At 70.4% G+C, this 18448-nt stretch carries 11 protein-coding genes; 1 reads left to right on the top strand and 10 read right to left on the bottom strand.

Annotated elements, in window-relative coordinates:
• Positions 1-39 precede the first annotated feature (39 nt).
• A complete protein-coding gene (locus tag ACFVWR_RS05665) occupies positions 40-2577 on the top strand; it encodes a glycoside hydrolase family 2 protein (protein WP_387208903.1) in 2538 nt (845 codons plus the stop codon).
• Between the two features lie 199 nt (positions 2578-2776).
• On the opposite strand, the gene ACFVWR_RS05660 is transcribed toward ACFVWR_RS05665, so the two are convergent.
• The 10 genes from ACFVWR_RS05660 to ACFVWR_RS05615 all read right to left on the bottom strand — a co-directional run bounded on the left by ACFVWR_RS05660 (position 2777) and on the right by ACFVWR_RS05615 (position 18385).
• A complete protein-coding gene (locus tag ACFVWR_RS05660) occupies positions 2777-4147 on the bottom strand; it encodes an ABC transporter substrate-binding protein (RefSeq protein WP_387208901.1) in 1371 nt (456 codons plus the stop codon).
• Positions 4148-4414: 267 nt separating this feature from the next.
• Positions 4415-6277, bottom strand: coding sequence for a hypothetical protein (locus tag ACFVWR_RS05655; protein ID WP_387208899.1), 1863 nt, complete (start codon positions 6275-6277; stop codon positions 4415-4417).
• A gap of 5 nt (positions 6278-6282) precedes the next feature.
• On the bottom strand, positions 6283-9021 hold the full coding sequence (locus ACFVWR_RS05650) for an alpha-mannosidase (protein ID WP_387208897.1): 2739 nt from the start codon (positions 9019-9021) through the stop codon (positions 6283-6285).
• A complete protein-coding gene (locus ACFVWR_RS05645; RefSeq protein ID WP_387208895.1) occupies positions 9018-9599 on the bottom strand; it encodes an SIS domain-containing protein in 582 nt (193 codons plus the stop codon). The genes ACFVWR_RS05650 and ACFVWR_RS05645 overlap by 4 nt, the downstream gene beginning before the upstream one ends.
• Entirely contained in the window at positions 9592-10590 is a 999-nt protein-coding gene (locus tag ACFVWR_RS05640; RefSeq protein ID WP_387208893.1) for an ROK family protein, read from the bottom strand. The genes ACFVWR_RS05645 and ACFVWR_RS05640 overlap by 8 nt, the downstream gene beginning before the upstream one ends.
• Positions 10591-10703: 113 nt before the next feature.
• On the bottom strand, positions 10704-12551 hold the full coding sequence (locus tag ACFVWR_RS05635; RefSeq protein ID WP_387208891.1) for an MBL fold metallo-hydrolase: 1848 nt from the start codon (positions 12549-12551) through the stop codon (positions 10704-10706).
• The gene (locus tag ACFVWR_RS05630; protein WP_387208889.1) at positions 12548-14590 is read right to left on the bottom strand and encodes a hypothetical protein; all 2043 of its coding nucleotides are present in this window, start codon (positions 14588-14590) and stop codon (positions 12548-12550) included. The genes ACFVWR_RS05635 and ACFVWR_RS05630 overlap by 4 nt, the downstream gene beginning before the upstream one ends.
• 572 nt (positions 14591-15162) lie before the next feature.
• Positions 15163-16638 carry a sucrose phosphorylase gene (gene gtfA / locus ACFVWR_RS05625; RefSeq protein ID WP_387208887.1) on the bottom strand — a complete coding sequence of 492 codons (1476 nt, stop codon included), beginning with the start codon at positions 16636-16638 and terminating at the stop codon, positions 15163-15165.
• 89 nt (positions 16639-16727) lie between these two features.
• Positions 16728-17489 (bottom strand): aspartate/glutamate racemase family protein, encoded by a 762-nt coding sequence (locus ACFVWR_RS05620; protein ID WP_387208885.1) that lies wholly within the window; start codon positions 17487-17489, stop codon positions 16728-16730.
• On the bottom strand, positions 17486-18385 hold the full coding sequence (locus ACFVWR_RS05615; RefSeq protein WP_387208883.1) for a hypothetical protein: 900 nt from the start codon (positions 18383-18385) through the stop codon (positions 17486-17488). The genes ACFVWR_RS05620 and ACFVWR_RS05615 overlap by 4 nt, the downstream gene beginning before the upstream one ends.
• Positions 18386-18448: the final 63 nt, after the last annotated feature.

The following is an 18448-nucleotide window of genomic DNA, read 5'->3' as shown; positions in this document are numbered from 1 at the left end:
CCGGCTCGCACATGTCTGACCAGCTCGCAAAGGATGCACATGCCCACCATCGACCTCAGCGCGACCACCACGTGGCGTCTGAAAGAGTTTCTGCCGAGCGGGTGGGTGCGCGACGACATCGCCGACGCAGCCCTCGGCGACCCGGACGACTGGATCGCTGCGACGGTTCCCGGCAGCGTGCAGCGGGCCGTCGTGGCCGCCGGTCTGGCGCCCGACCCGTTCGTCGGGCGTAACAGCCTCGCCTGCGAGTGGATCGCCGACCGCACGTGGGTCTACCACACGCGGTTCGAGGCGGAGCCCCTCGGCGCCGGCGAGCGCCGGCGGCTCACGGTGGGCGGCGTCGACTACGCGGCCCGGTTCATCCTGAACGGCAGCGAGCTCGGCCGGCACGAAGGGATGAGCACCCCCATCTCCTTCGACGCGACCGATGCGGTGAGCAGCGACCAGCCGAACGACCTGCTCATCGTGCTCGCCCCCGCTCCCCGGGAACAGGACCAGATGGGCCGAACGTCCCTCGTGCGCTCGCGAAAGACCCGGATGGGCTACTGGTGGGATTTCTGCCCGCGCCTGATCGACCTGGGGATCGTGGGTGACGTGACGCTCGCATCCGGGGCCCTGTTCGTGGACGATGTGCGGGTGACGCCGACACTGGCGGCCGATCGGATCAGCGCGATGATCGACGTGCAGGCGCGGGCAAGCGGTTCGGCCGCGAACGATGCGCCCGTGCTGGCGCGGGTGCTGCGCTCGGGCGCGGTCGTCGCGGAGGCCCGCACGCAGGTCGACGCGGAGGGCCGTGCTTCCGCCACGCTCGCCGTGGACGAGCCGGAGCTTTGGTGGCCGAACGGACACGGCGACCAAGCCCTCTACGAGGTGCAGCTGACCGTGGGCGACGGGAGCGCGTCGCCGGTGACGGTGAGCCGCACGGTCGGCCTGCGGTCGATCGAACTGGCACCCAATGACGGCGCCGAACCGGATGCGCCCCCCTACGTCTTCGTGGTCAACGGCCGCCGCATCTACGTGAACGGGTGGAACTGGGTGCCCGTCGACGCCCTCTACGCCGACCCTCAGCCGCACAAGGTGCGTCACCTGCTCGAGCTCGCAGCCCTCTCGCACGCCAACCTGGTTCGCGTGAACGGGGTGGGGCGCATCGAGACGCAACAGTTCTACGACGAGTGCGACCGGCTGGGACTCATGGTGTGGCAGGAGTTCCTGCTCACCAGCAGTGCAACGGACCGCAAGCCGGCGAGCGACGACGAGTACCTGTCGGCGGTGGTCGCCGAGGCGCGCGAGATCGTGCCGCTCGTGAGCCATCACGCATCCCTCGCACTCTGGTGCGCGGGCAACGAGCTCGAAGGCCTGGACAAGATCCCGCTCGACGACGCCGAGCCCGTGATCGGGGCGCTCAAGTCCGTCGCGGCCGAGCTCGACCCCGACACGGTCTGGCTGCCCACCTCGGCCCGGGGCCGCAAACCGTTCAACGGACCCAACTCGATCCGCGAAGACCCGGGCGGGTTGCAAGATGTGCACGGGCCGTGGCTGTACCAGGGCCTCGAGCAGCAGTACTCGCTCTACAACATCGGCACATCCCTGTTCCACAGCGAGATCGGCGCCGAAGCGATCACCAACCCGGAGACGGCGCGCGCCGTACTGCCCGAGGAGGAGTGGACGCTGGCGCAGGCGCAGTCGCCGACCTGGCGGCACACGAGCGCCTGGTGGGTGCGGCCCGAGCAGTGGGGCGAGTACTTCGGCGGCCTCGACCTCACCGGCATCGCGTTCGACCGGCTCGTCGCTGCCACGCAGTTCCTGCAGGCGGAAGGGGTGCGGTACGCGATCGAATCGAACCGGCGCCGGGCCTTCGGCAACAGCGGTTCCCTCCCCTGGCAGTTCAACGAGCCGTTCCCGATGGTCGGCTCGACGGCCGCCGTCGACTACCACGGACGCCCGAAGCACCTCTTCACCGCAGTGCGCGCGGCGTACGCCCCCCTCGCCCTGTCGGCGGCCTACGACCGCATCGCCTGGGGCGGCCTGGGCACGGCCGGACTGCGGCTGTGGGCGGCCAACGCCGACCCCGTGCCACGACCCGGGCGGCTGGTGGCTCAGGCGCTCGACGGTGCGGGACGCATCCTCGACACGCTGGAGGTCGACGTGACCGTTCCGGCGAGTGCGTCGGTGCACGTCGCCGACTTCGCGGTGCCGCTGGTCGATGTCGCGACCGGCCTGTTCGTGCTCGACCTGGCGTTCGTCGACGCATCCGGGGAGCGCCGGGCGCACCACCGCACCGTGCTGAGCGCAGAAGAGTCGCTGGCCCCGCTCATCCGGATGCCCGAGACGGTCATCGACGCGACCTTGCATGGCGACACACTGAGGCTGCACAACGCCGGGGATGCACTCGCGCCGGTGGTGCGCATCCACGACACGCGCCTTCCCGGCCTGCCCGGCTGGCTGGTGCCGGCCGACGACCACCTTGTCCTGCTGCCTGGAGAGACCCGCGAGGTCGGCCTGAACTGGTGCGGCGTCCCGCCGACCGACCGCAAGATCACGGTCACCGCGCTCAACGCGCCCCCGGTGCGCCTCTAGCCCCAACCCCAGCCCCCAGCCCCCAGCCCCCATCCCCCGGGCGCGAGGGTTCGTGCGAAAAGTGCAGTTCGCGCATCCCGAACCCGTCTTTTCGCACGAACAGTAGCCGGGCTGGGTGGGGGGTGGGGGCAGACCCCCGGGATGCAGGAAGGGCGGCCTCCCGGGGGAGGCCGCCCTTACTGGTGGGGATGGGGTGGGGCTACTTGGAGCTCTTGACCGACTGGTCGTAGGCACGCATAGATGCGGTCTGGGCATCCTTGAGAGCCTCGCTCGGCGACTTGCTGCCGAGGAGCACCGACTGCACCGCGTTGTTCAGTTCCGTCTGGATCTGCTGTCCCGCCGGGGAGGAGCCGAACGACTTGCCGCTGCCGACGACGTCGTAGTACGTCGAGATGGCCTTGTCGAACCCGGCGTTTCCGCTGGGCTTGATGTACTTGTCGCGCAGCGTGGTATCGGCCTCAGGCGAACCGGTGAAGAGTCCGGTGTTGATCGCACCGGGCGTCTTCTCGAGCGTCTTGGCGCGGGCCGCGCCGGCGGCCTCCCAAGCCTGCAGGTTCGTCAGGTCGAGAGCCCAGGCGCACGCGGCGTCCTTGTTCTTGGCGCCGGCCGGAATCACGAAGGCGGTGCCGGATGCGACGGTGAAGGGCTTGCCGTCAGGACCGTTGAACGGAACCGCGCCGATGTCGACCTTCGACACGAACGGGGTCAGCACGTTGACGTACCACTGGGCGTTGATCTGAGCGCCGACCTGGTCTTTCACGTACTGGTTGTTCTCGCCGAACGTGTCGAACGAGTCGGTGAAGCTCTTCACCTTGGCGTAACCGCCCTGGGCGTCGGTGATCTGCTTGAGCACCTCGAGGCCCTTCTCGTTCTTCGAGTCGTCGAGCGTCGGCTTGCCGTCGCTGCCGATGATCTGACCGCCGTAGCCGAGAACCCACAGGCCCGCGGCACCGCCGGCGACCGGGTCGAAGCCGAGCACCGACGGGTTGCCGCCCGACGCCTTGTACATCTTCTTGATGGCGGCGATGAGGGTGTCGGGCTTCGAGGTGTCGATGTCGGCGTCGGTGACACCGGCAGCCTTCATGACGCGCTCGTTGGTGATGATCGCCGGCGGCTGGTAGAACTGCGGAACCGCGTAGACGTCGCCCTTGTAGGTGACGTCGTCGATCACCGACGAGTAGTAGGCCTTCTTGGGGTCGACGTCGTGTGCGGAGAAGCACTGGTCGAGCGGCATGATGAGGCCCTGCGCCGCGTAGGTACCCACGAACTGGCGGTCCATCTGCACAACGTCGGGGGTGTTGCCGCTGGCCACGCGCGTGGTGAACTTCTGAGCGTCGAACGGCGTCTGATCGATCTTGATGGTGACGTCGGAGAGCTGCTTCTTCGCGTAGTCGAGACGCGACGTGCCGACGTCGTCGGCGTTGTCGAAGCCCCAGGCGCTGAGCGCGCCCTTCGCGTCTTTGGAGAACGAAGTGCTCGACGAGGTTCCTCCGCTGGAGCTGCACCCGGCGAGAAGCGCCACCGAGGCGGTGAGAGCCATAGCCGCGAGAGCGGTCTGCCTCTTTTTCATCTGTTTTCCCTTCGATGGAGTCGCTGCGGGCGTCGTCGCCCGTGCGAAGAGGTCCGGGATTCCGAGTTCGAAAATATGGAATCCTTCCCACATCGAAAAATAGCCTAAGTTTCGGGCATTCCACAAGGTGGTTCCGGGCCAAAGTAGCGGATTTGTTACCTGATCGTTTTGTACGCTCGTTCCGGGCACTTGGCAACCGGTCGCTCGGTTGTGGCAACGATGCCATATGGCGGTGAGGATGGGGAGGAGCGCGCGACGCGAGCGACCTCAGCCGGCGAGCGTCTGCTCGCAGGCGAGGAGCAGCACGCCGACCGACCAGGCGTGCGAGAGCGTGAGGAGCATGCCCTTCGGCTGGAAGCACTCGGTCTGGTAGTACCGTTCGCTGACCATCCCGCGGTACGCGTTGAAGTCGCCGTCTGCCCGGGCGACGAACTGGCGGAAGCACGCAAGAGTTTCATCGGCGCGCTCCGCGTAGTGCGGGTCTCCGAGCATCGCGGACAGTTCGCGCAGCTCGGCCGTGCAGACCAGTCCGTAGGCGTGGAGGTGCTGGTTGCTCGGCGACGCCTGGTCGGCGCCGCGCGTGCGGAAGTCGTAGACGCCGAGCAAAGTGGTGCGCTCGAAGCTCACGTCGTAGGTGTAGCGGAAGGTGAGCATCCAGTCGGCTGCCCGTCTGGCCACATCCAGCCACCGCCGGTCGCCGGTCGCCCGGTGCAGCGCCACGTAGGCGAGCACGGCGGCGTACCCGTCTTCGGAGGTCGGCGCGAGGTCGACGTCTTCGGGGGCGCCGTGGATGAACTCCCGGTGCACGAACGTTTCGTAGTACCGGCCGGCGGCGACAGCGGCGGGCAGGTAGCGCGCATCCAGATCCGCCGCCTCGACGAGCGCCGCTATCCAGGTGAGACCGGATGCGCCCGACCAGGAGAGCACCTCTCCCGTCTCCGCGTGGTGGATCGAGCCGAGGTTGCCGTCGGAGCGCTGACGCCCGACCACCACGTCGAGGTTCGACCGGATGGCCGCCTCCCAGAGCTCGTGCGGGTCCTGTGCCTGCGCGCGCAGCAGGAACAGTGTCGCTTCGGCCAGGGTGCGGGAGTGGAGCCCGCGCTTCAGTTCCGTCCAGCTCTGGGTCCAGCCGTGTTCGCGGTACCAGACGCCCCAGAACGTTCCCGACGGGGACAGGTTCGAGGCGATGAAGTCGATCACGCGGCGGCCGGCGTCGACCTCGGGTTCGCTTGCGGTGCGCAGACCGTGGGCCAGCAGCGCGTAAGCCCACGGGATGCCGCTGACCCACCCCACGTGCATCGCCTGCCTGTCGACGCTCTGCCCGTCCCGGCCGCTCACCTCGCGGTCGAACCCGACCGTCTCGAGCAGCACGCCCGGATCGGGGTCGTAGTGCCAGCGGAGCAGACCCTCGGCCGCGAGGTCGGCCGCGGTGGGCACATCCACCCACGACTCGAGCGGGGCGTCAGGCTCGGCTTCGGAGTGGAGGGCGCGCAGGATGGGGGCGTAGCCGTGCCGGTCGGCGTCGAGCTCGAACACCCGCACCTGAACCGACACCGTCTCGCCGGGCGCCAAACGGTGGGTCGACACATCCGTGGGTCGCGGCCGTTCGTCGCCGTAGTAGGTGACCGGACCCTCCCGATACGGGAAAGTCAGGGTCGCGCGCGCTTCTCCGGTGGCGGAGTCGTGCGCGAGCCCCACGCCGGTGATGCCGAGTGGGGTGGACTCGCGTGCGGCGAGCGCCAGACCGCCCCGGCCGGGAGCGCCCCAGACGAAGACCGCCGGAGTCGCCGCGCGGTCGGCCCGGAACTCCCAGGCGTCGCTGACGAGTGCAGCGTGCGCCTCGGCACTGTCGGCGCCGATCTCGAACCGTGGGAAAGCGCGCGTGTTCTCTGCCGGGCGGTTCTCACCGTAGAAGGCTCCGGGGATGAGCCACCACGGGTCGGGCGCATCCGCGACGGCCGCCGAGACCCGCACGTTCGCGTCGACGGTCGCGTCGCCGCGGTTCGTGACGGTCACCCGCACACGCCAGCCGGGCTCGGCTTCCCGCCACTCCGTCTCGACGGCGAACTCGCCGGCGCGCGCCGGCGCCCCATTCGCCAGCACCTCGACCGCCAACTCAGGGGGTGTCATCTCGGTCACGCGGTGGGGAGCGGCCGCTCGACGAGGTCGACCTCGCGCAGGGGTGCGGCGGGGTCGGCGGGCACGACGAACGTGCGCAGTTGCGACGGCCCGAAGTCCTCCTCGATCAGGCGACCGGCGATCCGGATGCGCGAGCGCCCCTTCTCGCCGCGGGTCTCGACCGCGCGCACGACGAGGTCTGCGCCACCGGGTGCGTCGCACGGGTCTTCGCTGCCCTTCACCGCCGTGACCATCACGGTTCCGCCACCGTCGGAGGCGAACGAGTGCTCCGCCGGCAGGGCGCCGTCGTGCGACGACTCCTGCATGGCACGCACCGGAGCGCCGAGCAGCACCGACCGCCGGGTCGGCTCGGCCTCGCGCCAGTCGCCCGCGTGGGGCACCAGCTCGTAGCTGAACCGCTGCGTTCCTTGATCCTGGAAGGAGTAGATGCCTTCGGGATCGAGCAGCCGGGGGTCGTGCCACGAGTAGACGGGGCTGCGCACGGCGGTGATGCCGATGCTCGGCTCGTCGCCGGGAGACACGTCGTACCCGTGCTTGTTCGTGGTGACCACGGTGAGGCCGGCCGGAGTGCCGTCGATCGTTCCGGTGAGGTCGACCCACGACTGGGCGGGCTCCTCCGCGCCGTCGACCGGACGCTCCAGGTGGCCGAACGGGATCTCGTAGGTCGCCTGAGCATCCATGAGCCTGGTCGGGAAGCGCAGCTTCAGCAGGTGCGCTTCCTCCCGCCAGTCGAGTGTGACGTTGACAAGCAGCACCGACGAATCGTGGTCGAGGATGAGCTCCTCGATGAGCGTCGACGCTCCCCACTCCCGTTCCACCCGCACCCGCGAGCGCAGCGGACCGGTCTCCCGCACCACGACGCGGCGCAGCTTCATGGTCGCGCCGGGCCACGCGTAGGAGACGACGCGGTGGCCCCAGGTGTCGGTCGGGTCTTCGCACACCTGCGTGTGCTGCGCACCGTCGACGCCCGCCATGACATCGACGCCCGTCGCCTTGTCGAGGTAGGAGGAGATCCATCCGGTCTCCGGGTCGAGCTCGATGCGCACCTTGGCGTTCTCGATGACCGACTCGGAGACGCTGAGCTCGGAGCCGGAGCCCGATCCCACGCCAGGGCCGGGACCAGGGCGCAGGCGGTACAGCCGGTAGCCGAGCGCCGGCACCTCGGCGCGGAACACGATCGCGCCTCGGCTCACGTCATCCGTCGTCGCCGTGGACTGGGAGACCTGGAAGACCACCGGCTCGCCGTTCTGGTCGACCACGTGCACGCCGATCTTCTGCGAGCCGTACTGCATGTCCACATCCGTCGACACGGGCCACGGATGCGGGTTGAACACGAGCACCGGCTGCGTGCCGACCTCGAACGGCACGGAGACCTGGCGGGCGATCACGTTGTGCGCCTGCGTGATGATGCGCTTCGAGATCGAGACGGCCTCACCCAGCTGGTCGCGCGCGTCGTCGTACGACGGCTCGATGGCGGAGCCCGGCAGGATGTCGTGGAACTGGTTGAACAGGATCTGCTTCCACGCCGTCTCGAGCTGCTCGCGCGGGTACTCGATCCCGGCCTGCGCTGCGACGACGATCGCCCAGCGCTCGGCCGACAGCGCGGCGAACTGCGCGCGCCGCTGCCAGGCCTTGATGCCGGAATGGGCGGAGTAGCAGCCGGCGGCGTGGTGCTGGAGGTCGTCGCGGCGCACCGCGAGCGCATCCAGGTACCCCTCGCCCCGGCCCAGCACCTCGTCGAAGTATTCACGCGGTGAGGACATCTTCATCCTTCCGAAGGATCCCATCCGGTCGTACCGGTGGATCGACTCGATGTTCGCGATGGTGGGGCCACCACCGTGGTTGCCGACGCCGTAGAACACCATGACGTCGCCCAGCCCGCGGTCGAGGGCCGCGAGGGACTTCTCCGTCTGGCCGTCGACCGACCCGGGCGGGCTCCCGTACTCGAACGGGATGCGGTAGGCCAGCACACGGCTCCCGTCGGGCGCCTCCCACCAGAACAGCGACTGCGTCAGGTCGCTCTCGTGCGGACCGGGGCGAAGGAACATGTACGAGTCCATGCCCTGGCCTCGCAGGATCTGGGGGATCATCGCGTTGTGCCCGAACGGGTCGACGTTCATCCCCACGGTCGCCGGCCTGCCGAACCGGCTCAGCAGGTAGCGCTGGCCGTAGAGCCCCTGACGAACGAAGCTCTCGCCCATCGGCATGTTGTTGTCGGGCTCGACCCACCAGCCGCCGGCATTCACCCAGCGACCTTCGGCGACGCGCTCCTGGATGCGCGCGAACAGTTCTGGGTCGGACTCCTCCACCCAGCTCAGCAACACGATCTGGTCGCAGGTGAACACGAAGTCGGGGTACTCGTCCATGCGGTGGATCGCCGACCAGAACGTCGCGCGCGCCTCCTGGTAGCCCTCCTGCCACGGCCAGAGCCAGACGGGGTCGAGGTGGGCGTTGCCGATCATGTGGATCGTTCGGTCGGGCGTGGCCGCCGGCCGGAGATCGCGGGACAGCCCGGCGGGCTGCTTGCCGGCCGGGGCGTTCGCGATCGGCGCGTCGGCGGAACGGGCGTCGGGCTGCGGCTCCCGGGCGACCTCCGCGGCCGCCTCGAACCCGCGGGCGTCAGGGGCGGGGGTCTGCGGGGTCGCCGTCTGCGCGGCGTCGGCCTGCGGGGCGGCAGCGCCCACGGGGGCTGCGCTCCCGGCGTCGGTGCCGGGGGCGTCGGATGTGTCGGTCACGCGAACTCCTTGTCGCCGTCGGCCCAGGCATCCACCATCTCAGACAGGGCGTGCAGCATGAAAGTGTGGAACTCCTGGATGCGGGGGGTCGTGGTCGAGGGGCTGAGCAGTGCGTAGTCGGCGAACTCCAGAGCCGGTCCGCCGTCGCCGCCGCCGAACAGCACGGTCGTGGCGCCGTTCGCCCGTGCGGCCTCCAGCGCGGAGACGATGTTCGCCGAGCGGCCGCTCGTCGTGAACGCGGCGACCACGTCGCCGGGGCGTGCGACGCCCTGCACCTGACGCGAGAACACGTCGTCGTAGGAGTAGTCGTTGGCGATGCAGGTCATCGTCGTCGGGTCGGTGCTCAGTGTCACGGCGCCGAGCGGGCGGCGGTCGCGCTTGTAGTGGCCGATGATCTCGCCCGTGAAGTGCTGGGCGTCGGCCGCGCTGCCGCCGTTTCCGAACGTGTAAAGGATGTGGCCGTCGGCGAAGGCGCGGCACAGCAGCTGCCCCACCTCGCGGATGGCCGGGATGAGGGCGTCGCCGGCCTCAGCGGTCTCGATGTGGGCGGCGAGCTGGTCGCGCATCCAGTCAGACATTGGTGATCTCCCGGGTGTCGGTCAAAGCCTTGAGGCTGTCGAGATGGTCGAAAGCGACGGCGCCCGCGCCAACGACGCAGACCTCGTCGCCGAGGGCGGCGAGCCGCACTTCGGCGGCGCGGGCGGCCGGGGGCATCGCATCCTGCGCCACGCGGTCACGCACGGGCAGAAGCAGCGCGTCGCCGGAGCGGGTCACGCCGCCGCCGAGCACCACCATGTCGGGCTCGAACACGTTGACCAGGTCGGTGAGGGCGATCGAGAGCACGTCGATCGTCTCCTCCCAAAGTTCCGTCGCAAGCGCGTCACCGGCCGCTGCTGCGGCCACGACGTCTTCGGCCCGCACGACCGGAAGCTCGGCGAGAGCGGAACCGGCCCCGCGCTCGGCGACGGCCTCGGTGGCACGCAGGGCGATGGATGTTCCCGACGCGTAGCCCTCGAGACATCCGCGACGGCCGCAGAGGCACGGGCGACCGCCGGTGCGCACCATCACGTGACCGAACTCGCCGCCGTTGCCGGCCGCACCCTTGTGCAGGCGGCCGTCGATGACGGCACCGCCGCCGATGCCGGTCGAGATCGTCAGGTAGACCAGGGTTCCCGAGCCGCGGCCCGCGCCATAGCGGAACTCGCCCAGTGCACCGGCCGTGGCGTCGTTCTCCAGCGCCGCCGGAACACCGAAGTCGCGTTCGGCCAGCTCGACGATCGGCAGGTCGATCCAGCCGGGGAGGTGGAGCGGGCCGGTGAGGATGCCCGCACGGGAGTCGAGCGGGCCGCCGCAGGAGATGCCGACGGCCTCCACGCTCTCGAAACCGCTCGCCGCGATTGCGCGATGCCCCATGTCGAAGAGTCTGGGAACGATCGCACCCGGACCCTCTTCCCGTCGCGTGGGCTCGACGATGAGCCCGTGTGTGCGGCCGTCCTCAGTAACCACGGCGACCGCCAGCTTGGTGCCGCCGATGTCGAGTGAGAGGACGGCGCGTGGACCGTTAGCCATCATGTCCTTCCGATGGAGCTGGGAGGTGTCCCCCGTGTGGAATCGTTCCCACAAATACTATTGCCCTCTTTCCCGCCCGGTCAACTACGCCGGGCGGAGCGGTCCGCGCCGGATCAGGAGCGGGGGAGCACGTCGACGACGGCGTCGCCGAGCTGGCCGAGGCGGGTGGTCCCGAAGGCGATGTCGGCGGCGAGGCGCTGGCGCTTGCCCGGGCACGGGCCGACGGTGACGGCGAACGGGATGCGCTCCGTCGCCCCGGCCGCAACGGGCACGCGGGCTTCTGGCACCGCATCCCACCCGTCGGGCAAGGTCAGGCGCACCAGAACATCCTTCGCCTCGGTGTACGGGTTCGCGACCACGACGGTGTATTCCACCGTCGCGCCCGGAACGGTGCGCTGGAAGAACGGCTCGATCAGCGCGATGTTGCCGTCGGCCGCCGGCTCCAGGTCTCCATCGGGCAGCAGCCCGCGGTGGATGTCGGCCAGTTCGGCGCCCTGGAGGGTGAGCAGTTCGAGGTAGTCGTCGTCCACCTCCCGTCCGCTCCAGTGGCCGGTGACCATGAGTCCCGGCGCGACCCGGCGATACAGCGCGGCGCTCTGGACGAAGTCGTCGCGACGGAACCGGTTGCGGTACTGGTAGTTCAAGATCTCGCGGCGCACGCCGAGCCGGCCGTCGGCGGTCTGCTGGTCGCCGGTGGCGAGCACACGCACCCCGTCCACCTCGAACTCGAACGCCGCCGCATAGAGCGTGTGGCCGGGGAGGTCGTGGGTGGTGATCGAGTATTCGCGCCAGTCGACCGTCGCACCGAGTTCGAGCACGCGGTCGGCAGGGATGGGCTCGAACCACTGGCAGGGAAGGTCGGTGCGCATCGGGTCGGCCATGATCGGCGCCACATGTTCGGGCAGCCACACCTCGGTGCCTTCCACGTCGCGCAGCAGGTTAAGTCCGGCGATGTGATCGTCGTGGTAGTGCGTTCCGAGCACGACCTCCACCGACGTCACGCCGAAGTCGCGCTTCAGAGCGGGAAGCGAGGCGAGCCAGGGGCGACGGGATGCGCGGTCGGTGCCCGCCGGCCAGCCGGTCGACATGTCGTAGCCGTAGTCGATGAACAGCGCCGCGCCGGAGTCGGAGAGCAGCACGTAACTGCACGAGTTGGCCGTGCGGTTCAGCAGCAGGTGCTCGGTGAGCCGGATGAACGGGCGCTCCAGCCGCTCGCGGAGATCCCACGGATCGATCCGGCGCGAGTCGACGTAGCCCTGCATCCGTTCGGCGAGCAGCCGCAGCGCGGAGACGGCGTCGGGCATCGGCTCGCCGTGGGAGGGCAGCAGCACTGACGGGTTCTCGTCGCTCAGGATGTGGCACGAGAGGGTGGCCATCGCCGGCCCCTCGTTCTCGGTGTACGACCACTGCGTCGCGGCGAGCGACCACACCTTGCCGGGCGCGTAGATGAGGTCGCCGGTGAACGCGAGGAGCGCATCCCCTCGTTCGACGAGATAGGTGACCGACCCCATGGTGTGGCCGGGCGTCGGGATCGTGCGAACCGTCACGGCGCCGAACCGGGCGGCGCGGTATTCGGGCACGACGCCTGCGATCGGCACGGGTTCGAGCAGCGAGAACCTGTCTTGCCGCAGGTTGTAGTCGTTGTAGAGGGCGCGTGCGCTCCACATCTCGTCCACCCGGGCGAACAGATCCTGCTCGACCGGCGGCACCCAGATCGGGATGCCGGCCGCGACCGCCCGGGGAAGGCCCTGCCCCTGGTCGCGGTGGTGGTGGGTCATCAGCACCGCGTCGAGGGTGTCGATCCCGAGCTCGGACAGGTGGTCGAGCACGTCTCCCGACCCGAAGTCGATGGCGATGCCGCGCACCGAACCGTCGGCGCCGGGCGCTGTGACGACATACACGTTGCACGTGTCGGCGAACCGGTGGACCCCGGGGGCGACCTCCGCGAAGACATCGCTCATGCGGTGCCCCGTCCCTCCCTGTAGCGCTCCCAGATGGCGGCGATCTCGTCGAGGTCTTCGTCGGCGATGGTCTCGCCGCTGTTGTCGATCGACTCCACATAGTAGAGCGCGGGAACACCGAGATCGGCCTGCACGCGCGCGTACGACAGCCACTCGGCCCGGTTCGGCATCGGCCACTGGTCGGTGTCGATCGGATGCGACGGCAGCGACGCGACGGCGACGTCATGCCGGAAGCGCACCTGATCGGCGACCGGCACCGGGTTGCCGTGCACGTCGTTCTCGAGCACGTCGTTGAGCCTGATCATGTCGCTCACATCGCCGAACGACGGATGCACCGTGTGGGTGACGATCAGCGCATCCGGCTTCACGGCCTTCGCGGCGTCGTGGATGGTGCGGATGATGGCGTGCAGCGCCGCGATGCCCCAGATGCCGTCGGTGTGCGCGGTCAGCGACGTGCCGGAGGGAGCGCGCTGGGTGAAGTCGACTTTGAAACCGTCGGCGTCGAGCCCGTCAGGCGACAGCATGCCGGTGACCTGCTCGGCGAGCGCGGCCAGGTAGGCGGGGTTCGACGGGTCGACGCTGAGCGGCCGGCCCTGGGCGTCTCTGACGGTGAGGGCGTCGGGCAGCCCGCTCGCATCCCACGCCTTGAACCAGAGCAGCACACGCTGGCCGTCGTCGTGGCGGTCGGCGATCCAGCCGCGTAGGTCGGGCCACTTCTCCGTGTCGACCGTGTTGGTGCCGTACTCGGCCTGCCACCTGTCGTCGATGACGATCGTGCCGGGGGCGACACCGCGCGAGGAGAGCCGGGCCAGCCAGCGATCGTAGAGAGGCTGCCGGGCGAGATCGGGGGCGAAGGATGCGCCGGCCGGCAGCACGAACCCGTCGGGGTTCGCGGTGGGTTCGGGGGCGGCCCCGGGGGCTGCGTCGGGGGCTGCGTCTGCCGTGTCTCCGGCGGCTCGGGCTCGGGCTCGGGCTCGGGTGAGGGCGGCGGCGTGGGCGCACTGGGCACCCCATCCGCAGAAGATCGGGTCGAACCACCAGTCGGCGGGTTCGGCCGGGGCGTGCGCCCAACCGAGGTCGGCCAGGTCGTCGCGGTAGTCGGCGATCGCCGCGAGCGGCGAATCCGCGGGACGCAACACGACCTCGGGCGACACCCAGCCTTCCGCGCCGACACGGGTGTGTCCCTCGTAGGCCAGCCGCAGCAGGAATCCGCCGTCGAGCGCGTCGTAGCGCACGGTCGTGAAGGTGAGCTGCTCCACGGGAGCGACGACCGACACCCCGAGCCAGTCGCCCGCGGGAGCCGTGGTGGCGGACGACCCGTCGACCTCGGCGCGACCGAACGCGAAACACAGCGGAGGCGGCGAGAAGATGCCGTGCAGACGGCCCGGCTCGGCGTCGCCGACCACGCCGATCTGCGCCTGGCTGGTCGACGGGCGCACCACCTGCACCGGCTCGGTGGGAGTCGGGACGAAAACCGACCCGAAACGGATGCCCGAGCGGAACGTTCCCGCTGCACCGGACGGGAGGGTCGCCTGGCCGCCGAAGAGGGTGACGTCGGTGATGGCGGGGGCGGGGGTGGGGGTAGTGGTGGGTGCGATGGCTTCGGCATGGGTGTGCGCATCGGCGGGGGTGGGGGTGGCGGCTTCGGCGGGAGCCCCGGCCAGGGTGGATGCACCGGCGGTGGTGTGCGCACCGGCGGTGGTGCGCGCCGTGACCTCGACGGTGGCTCGCACGTCGGTGGGGGTGCAGCGCAGTACGACCGCCCGCGACTCCCACGCGCTCGAATCGGACCGGGCCGTGATGAGAACGTCGCCGCCCTCGTCTTGGTCGACGGTGATGGCGACCGGGCCGCTCGCTTCGTCGGGCATCCCGAGGCGATCCACACTGGCGATGAGGGAGAGGTCTGTCCACAGCTCGCCGTCGGTGGAGGCGAGAAGCACGCGCGGGCGGGCGAAAGCGACCTCGAGGAGGTAGGAGGGCGTCTCGATGACGGCTGCCGTCTCGCTGCGGCGAAGTGTCACGGGGGCGATGGTGTGCATGCGTTCCTTGGTCGTTCTGCGTGAAATGATGTGCCGCCCCCTAGTGTGGCATCGTTCCCATAATTGTGCGGGATGCTGGGAATCCGTCGAGCGCGGCCACTGCTCCCGGCACCGGTGAGTGTGGCCGCGCGTCGAGTGTGGCCGCGCGGCGAGTGTGGCCGGTGCGGTCGAGTGTGCCCGGCACACCTGCCACGTTCGACCGGAACGGCCACGCTCGGCGCGAAGTGCCACGTTCGCCGCCGAGATCGCTTCGCCGCCAGGGGCGAGGGGCGAGCGCGCGGCCGGCGCTACCAGGGGCGAGGGGCGAGTGCGCGGCCGGTGCCACCGGCGGCGGCGAGTGTGGCCGGTGCGGTCGAGTGTGGCCGGTGCGCCTGCCACGTTCGACCGGAACGGCCACGCTCGGCGCAAAGTGCCACGTTCGGCGCGAAGTGCCACGTTCGCCGCCAGGGGCGAAGGGCGAGCGCGCGGCCGGTGCCACCGGCGGCGGCGAGTGTGGCCGGTGCGGTCGAGTGTGCCCGGCACACCTGCCACGTTCGACCGGAACGGCCACGCTCGGCCCCAGCGCCACGCGGTCAAGCCGGGCCGGGCCAGGCGGCCAGCCGCGACACCGACTCGATGAGGTGCGTGCCAGCGGAGTCGGTGAGCCGGATGCGGAAGCGAGGCTCCGGAGCGAAGATCGCCGTGAGGGTGGCCTGGGCCTCCCCGTTCGTCCAGACGAGGTCGAGCGTGGCGCCGGAGTCCTCGCGGAACTCGAAGTCGCCGCCGAACGCCGGATGGGTCGACCGGATGCGCACGAGCGCGAGCTGCGCCCGCGTGACCTCGGAGTCGAGCGCCGCATCCACTTCCGCCGGCGTGTAGCGGTGACGGTTCACATCCCTGCCCTGCCCGGTCTGCTCGAACTGCTCGACGTCGTCGAGTCCGCCGAGCAGGCCCACGTAGTAGAGCTGCGGTTCACCGGGGAGCCACAGCTGGACGGCCCGCGCAAGCAGATAGGACGTCGGGTCGGCGCCCAGCACGCTGAAGTAGGTGGCGTTGATCTGGTGGGGCAGCGTCATCCAGGCGGGGATCACCGAGGCGATCGCGGAATGGCCGCCCGTCGCCTCGGACGCGCGGTCGAAGACCGCCGCCATCTCGGACTCGCTGAGCAGTCCCGGCCTGTCGCCCGCGGGTCCGGCGTCGATCACGCCGATCCCGTCGTGCGTGTCGAGCACGGTGATCGCGTTCGCCGGGCGGATGCGCAGCCACTCGGTCAGGCGCTCGACCGTCCCGGTGCCGAGACTGTGCAGCAGCAAGGGAGAGAGCGCGAAGTCGTAGACGAGATCGACCAGCGGGGCGATCGCGAGTTGGTGCGAGTAGTGGGCGTGCACCTCCACGAGCACACGCAGGTCTTCCGCCCGGGCGAGCGCGACGATCGTGCGCACGAAGCCGAGCGTCTGCTCCGTCATGAAGCTGTCGCTGCCGGCGGTCTTCACGGCGTAGCCCACCGCATCCAGTCGCACGGTGGTCACACCGCCCGCACGCAGAGTGCGGAGGATGCGCCGCAGATAGTCGATGGCCCGCGGATGTTCGACGTCGAGGTCGACCTGGGTCGGCATGAACGTCGTCCAGACGAGCCTTCGCGAACCGTCGGCCCCGCGGTAGGCGGTGAACGGCAGACCGGGCCTCGGGCGGTAGAACGCCGTGATGTCCGCCTCGGTCGCGCCGGTCGGGAACACGGTGTCGAAGGTGAGGAACATGCCGTCGTTCGCCGACTCGTCGCCGTGGGCCAGCCAGTCGACGAACTCCGCGGACTCGCTGGAGACATGGTTGACGATGAGGTCGGCGGTCACCTCGCGGCCGGCGGCGATCGCGCGCACGTCGTCCCAGTCGCCGAGTCGCGGGTCGACGGCTCCGTGATCGATCGGGTCGAAGCCGGCGTCGGCGCCGTCGAACGGCACGAAGAACGGGAGGATGTGCACTCCGGAGAAGTCGCGCAGCGGGCCGTCGAGCAACGCCTCGAGGCCGCGCAGGTCGCCGGCCAGCCGGTCGCCGTAGGTCAGCAGACTCACGCCGCCAGGTCTCTGTGCTCCGCTCGACGCACTGCCACCCGCGCCGCCCGGCGCGGTCGAAGCACCGCCACCCGGGCCGCCTGGCGCGCTCATGCCGCCCCTCCCGCAACCGACGGAAGCGCGGCCAGGAGCGCGGCGACACCGCCGGCGGGTGACGTCAGGATGGGAACGACCACCTCGGCGCGATCGGCCGCCTGCGCCATGGAGGCCTGCGCCAACACGATCACGTCGGCGGGCGCGGCGGTGCCCGCTCCGGCCACAGCGGCGGCGACGGCCTCCGCGATGAGGCGGTCGTGCTCGTCGGGGTGGCCCGCTTCGCGAGCCGCGACGGCTCCCTCGACGACGGCGGACGCGACGGTGATCCGCCCGGCGGAGACCTCCCCTGCGGCTCCGAGCTCGCGCTCGATCAGCCGGGTGGTCGGCCCGAGCGTCGCCGTGTTCGTCGCGAGCACGGCGATGTGGGCGGTTCCGCGTGCACCCTCGGCGGCGGCGGCCACCTCGATCGCGCGGGCGACCGCATCCCGGGCCATCGCGGCGTCCACGCGCACGACCGGAACGGGAAGCTCGGCCGCGGCCTGTTCGGCCGCTTCCCCGATCGAGGAGCACGTGACGAGGATGGCGTCGGCGCCCCCGTCGACGAGGTGCCGTAGGTGCGCCGCCACCGAGGCGCGCACCTCATCCGTCACCCCTTCGCGGATGGCCGTCTGCAGCAACCGGGCGTCTGCGATGTGAACGCGGTCGGCCGTGGCGGGCGCGGCGTCGGCGGCGCGGGCGGCGAACGCCTCGGCGAGCATCCCGTCGAGGGTCGCGGCGAGCGCCGGAACCGTGTGGAGCAGCCCGACGCGGGTCATGCCTCTGTCCACGGACGGGCTTCGCGGTCGACGACCTCGGTGAGTCGCTGCAGGCGGGGCACCGACAGCGAGCGCAGCGCGGCGGGAACGTCCTGCTCACCGACCACGTCGCTCCAGAGCGCCCGGCCGGCGAGGAACCCGCTGGCGCCGGCACGGCAGGCGGCCTCGACCGCGGGCAGGAAGGCGTCTCGCTCGACGCCCTGCGACAGCACCACCCACGGCCCGGTGATCACCTCGTTCAGGGCGACGCTCGCCTCGTACTGCTCGTCGGGTGTTCCGGTTCCGGCGAGGGGCACTTGCACCTTGTAGAGGCTTTGGCCGCGCGTCGAGAGCTCGGCGGCGGCTTCGCGGATGGCGACGTCCATGTCCCAGCTCCCGTCGGCCAGCTCGGCCTCGGTCGCGCGCACGACGGGCTCGAGCACCGACAGCACACCGCGGGCCTTTGCCTCGGCCACGAACCGCTCGACCAGACGGATGCGCTGCTCGCGCTTGTCGTCGCGCCGCCAGATCACGAGGAGCTTGAGGGCACTCACTCCGGCGAGGTCGGTCTGGGCGAGCACGACCTCATCCAGGTCGGTCTCCTCCACCGGGCCGCCGTCGGCCTGGGTCAGGGCGTCGGCGGCGAGGATGAGCCCGGTCGTCGCGGGAAGTGCGACGTCGTCGCGCACCGCCGCGAACCCATAGTGCCTGTCGATCAGGAACCCTGACGCGATCGGGCCGAGAGCTTCTGCGACGTCGAGCTTGAACCGCACGAGAACGTCGTCGGCGGGGCGCCCGGCGCCGGCCGCGTCGAACATCGCGCGCAGGCTCTCGCGCTGGTCCATCGCGACCATCGCGAGCGCGCCGGTGGGGCGCGCGATCGCGTCGAGAGTGGGGGCGGTGACGGTGTCGTTCATGGTCTTCCTTCTGTTGCCGGCACGCGGGTGGCGGGCCTGTTCGTTGCTTGGGTCTGGGGGAGT

Origin of the sequence: Leifsonia sp. NPDC058292 (assembly GCF_042880955.1) — a bacterium.
In the GTDB taxonomy this organism is placed as follows: Bacteria; Actinomycetota; Actinomycetes; order Actinomycetales; family Microbacteriaceae; genus Leifsonia.
The sequence above is the reverse complement of the archived record's forward strand: the minus strand, read 5'-3'. Positions and strand labels throughout refer to the sequence as shown.

Bases quoted from the DNA above. Each gene is read 5' to 3' on its own strand.
- ACFVWR_RS05655 (WP_387208899.1), bottom strand. From the start codon at position 6,277: ATGACACCCCCTGAGTTGGCGGTCGAGGTGCTGGCGAATGGGGCGCCG.
- ACFVWR_RS05640 (WP_387208893.1), bottom strand. From the start codon at position 10,590: ATGGCTAACGGTCCACGCGCCGTCCTCTCACTCGACATCGGCGGCACC.
- ACFVWR_RS05635 (WP_387208891.1), bottom strand. From the start codon at position 12,551: ATGAGCGATGTCTTCGCGGAGGTCGCCCCCGGGGTCCACCGGTTCGCC.
- ACFVWR_RS05615 (WP_387208883.1), bottom strand. From the start codon at position 18,385: ATGAACGACACCGTCACCGCCCCCACTCTCGACGCGATCGCGCGCCCC.
- ACFVWR_RS05630 (WP_387208889.1), bottom strand. From the start codon at position 14,590: ATGCACACCATCGCCCCCGTGACACTTCGCCGCAGCGAGACGGCAGCC.
- ACFVWR_RS05665 (WP_387208903.1), top strand. From the start codon at position 40: ATGCCCACCATCGACCTCAGCGCGACCACCACGTGGCGTCTGAAAGAG.
- ACFVWR_RS05620 (WP_387208885.1), bottom strand. From the start codon at position 17,489: ATGACCCGCGTCGGGCTGCTCCACACGGTTCCGGCGCTCGCCGCGACC.
- ACFVWR_RS05660 (WP_387208901.1), bottom strand. From the start codon at position 4,147: ATGAAAAAGAGGCAGACCGCTCTCGCGGCTATGGCTCTCACCGCCTCG.
- ACFVWR_RS05645 (WP_387208895.1), bottom strand. From the start codon at position 9,599: ATGTCTGACTGGATGCGCGACCAGCTCGCCGCCCACATCGAGACCGCT.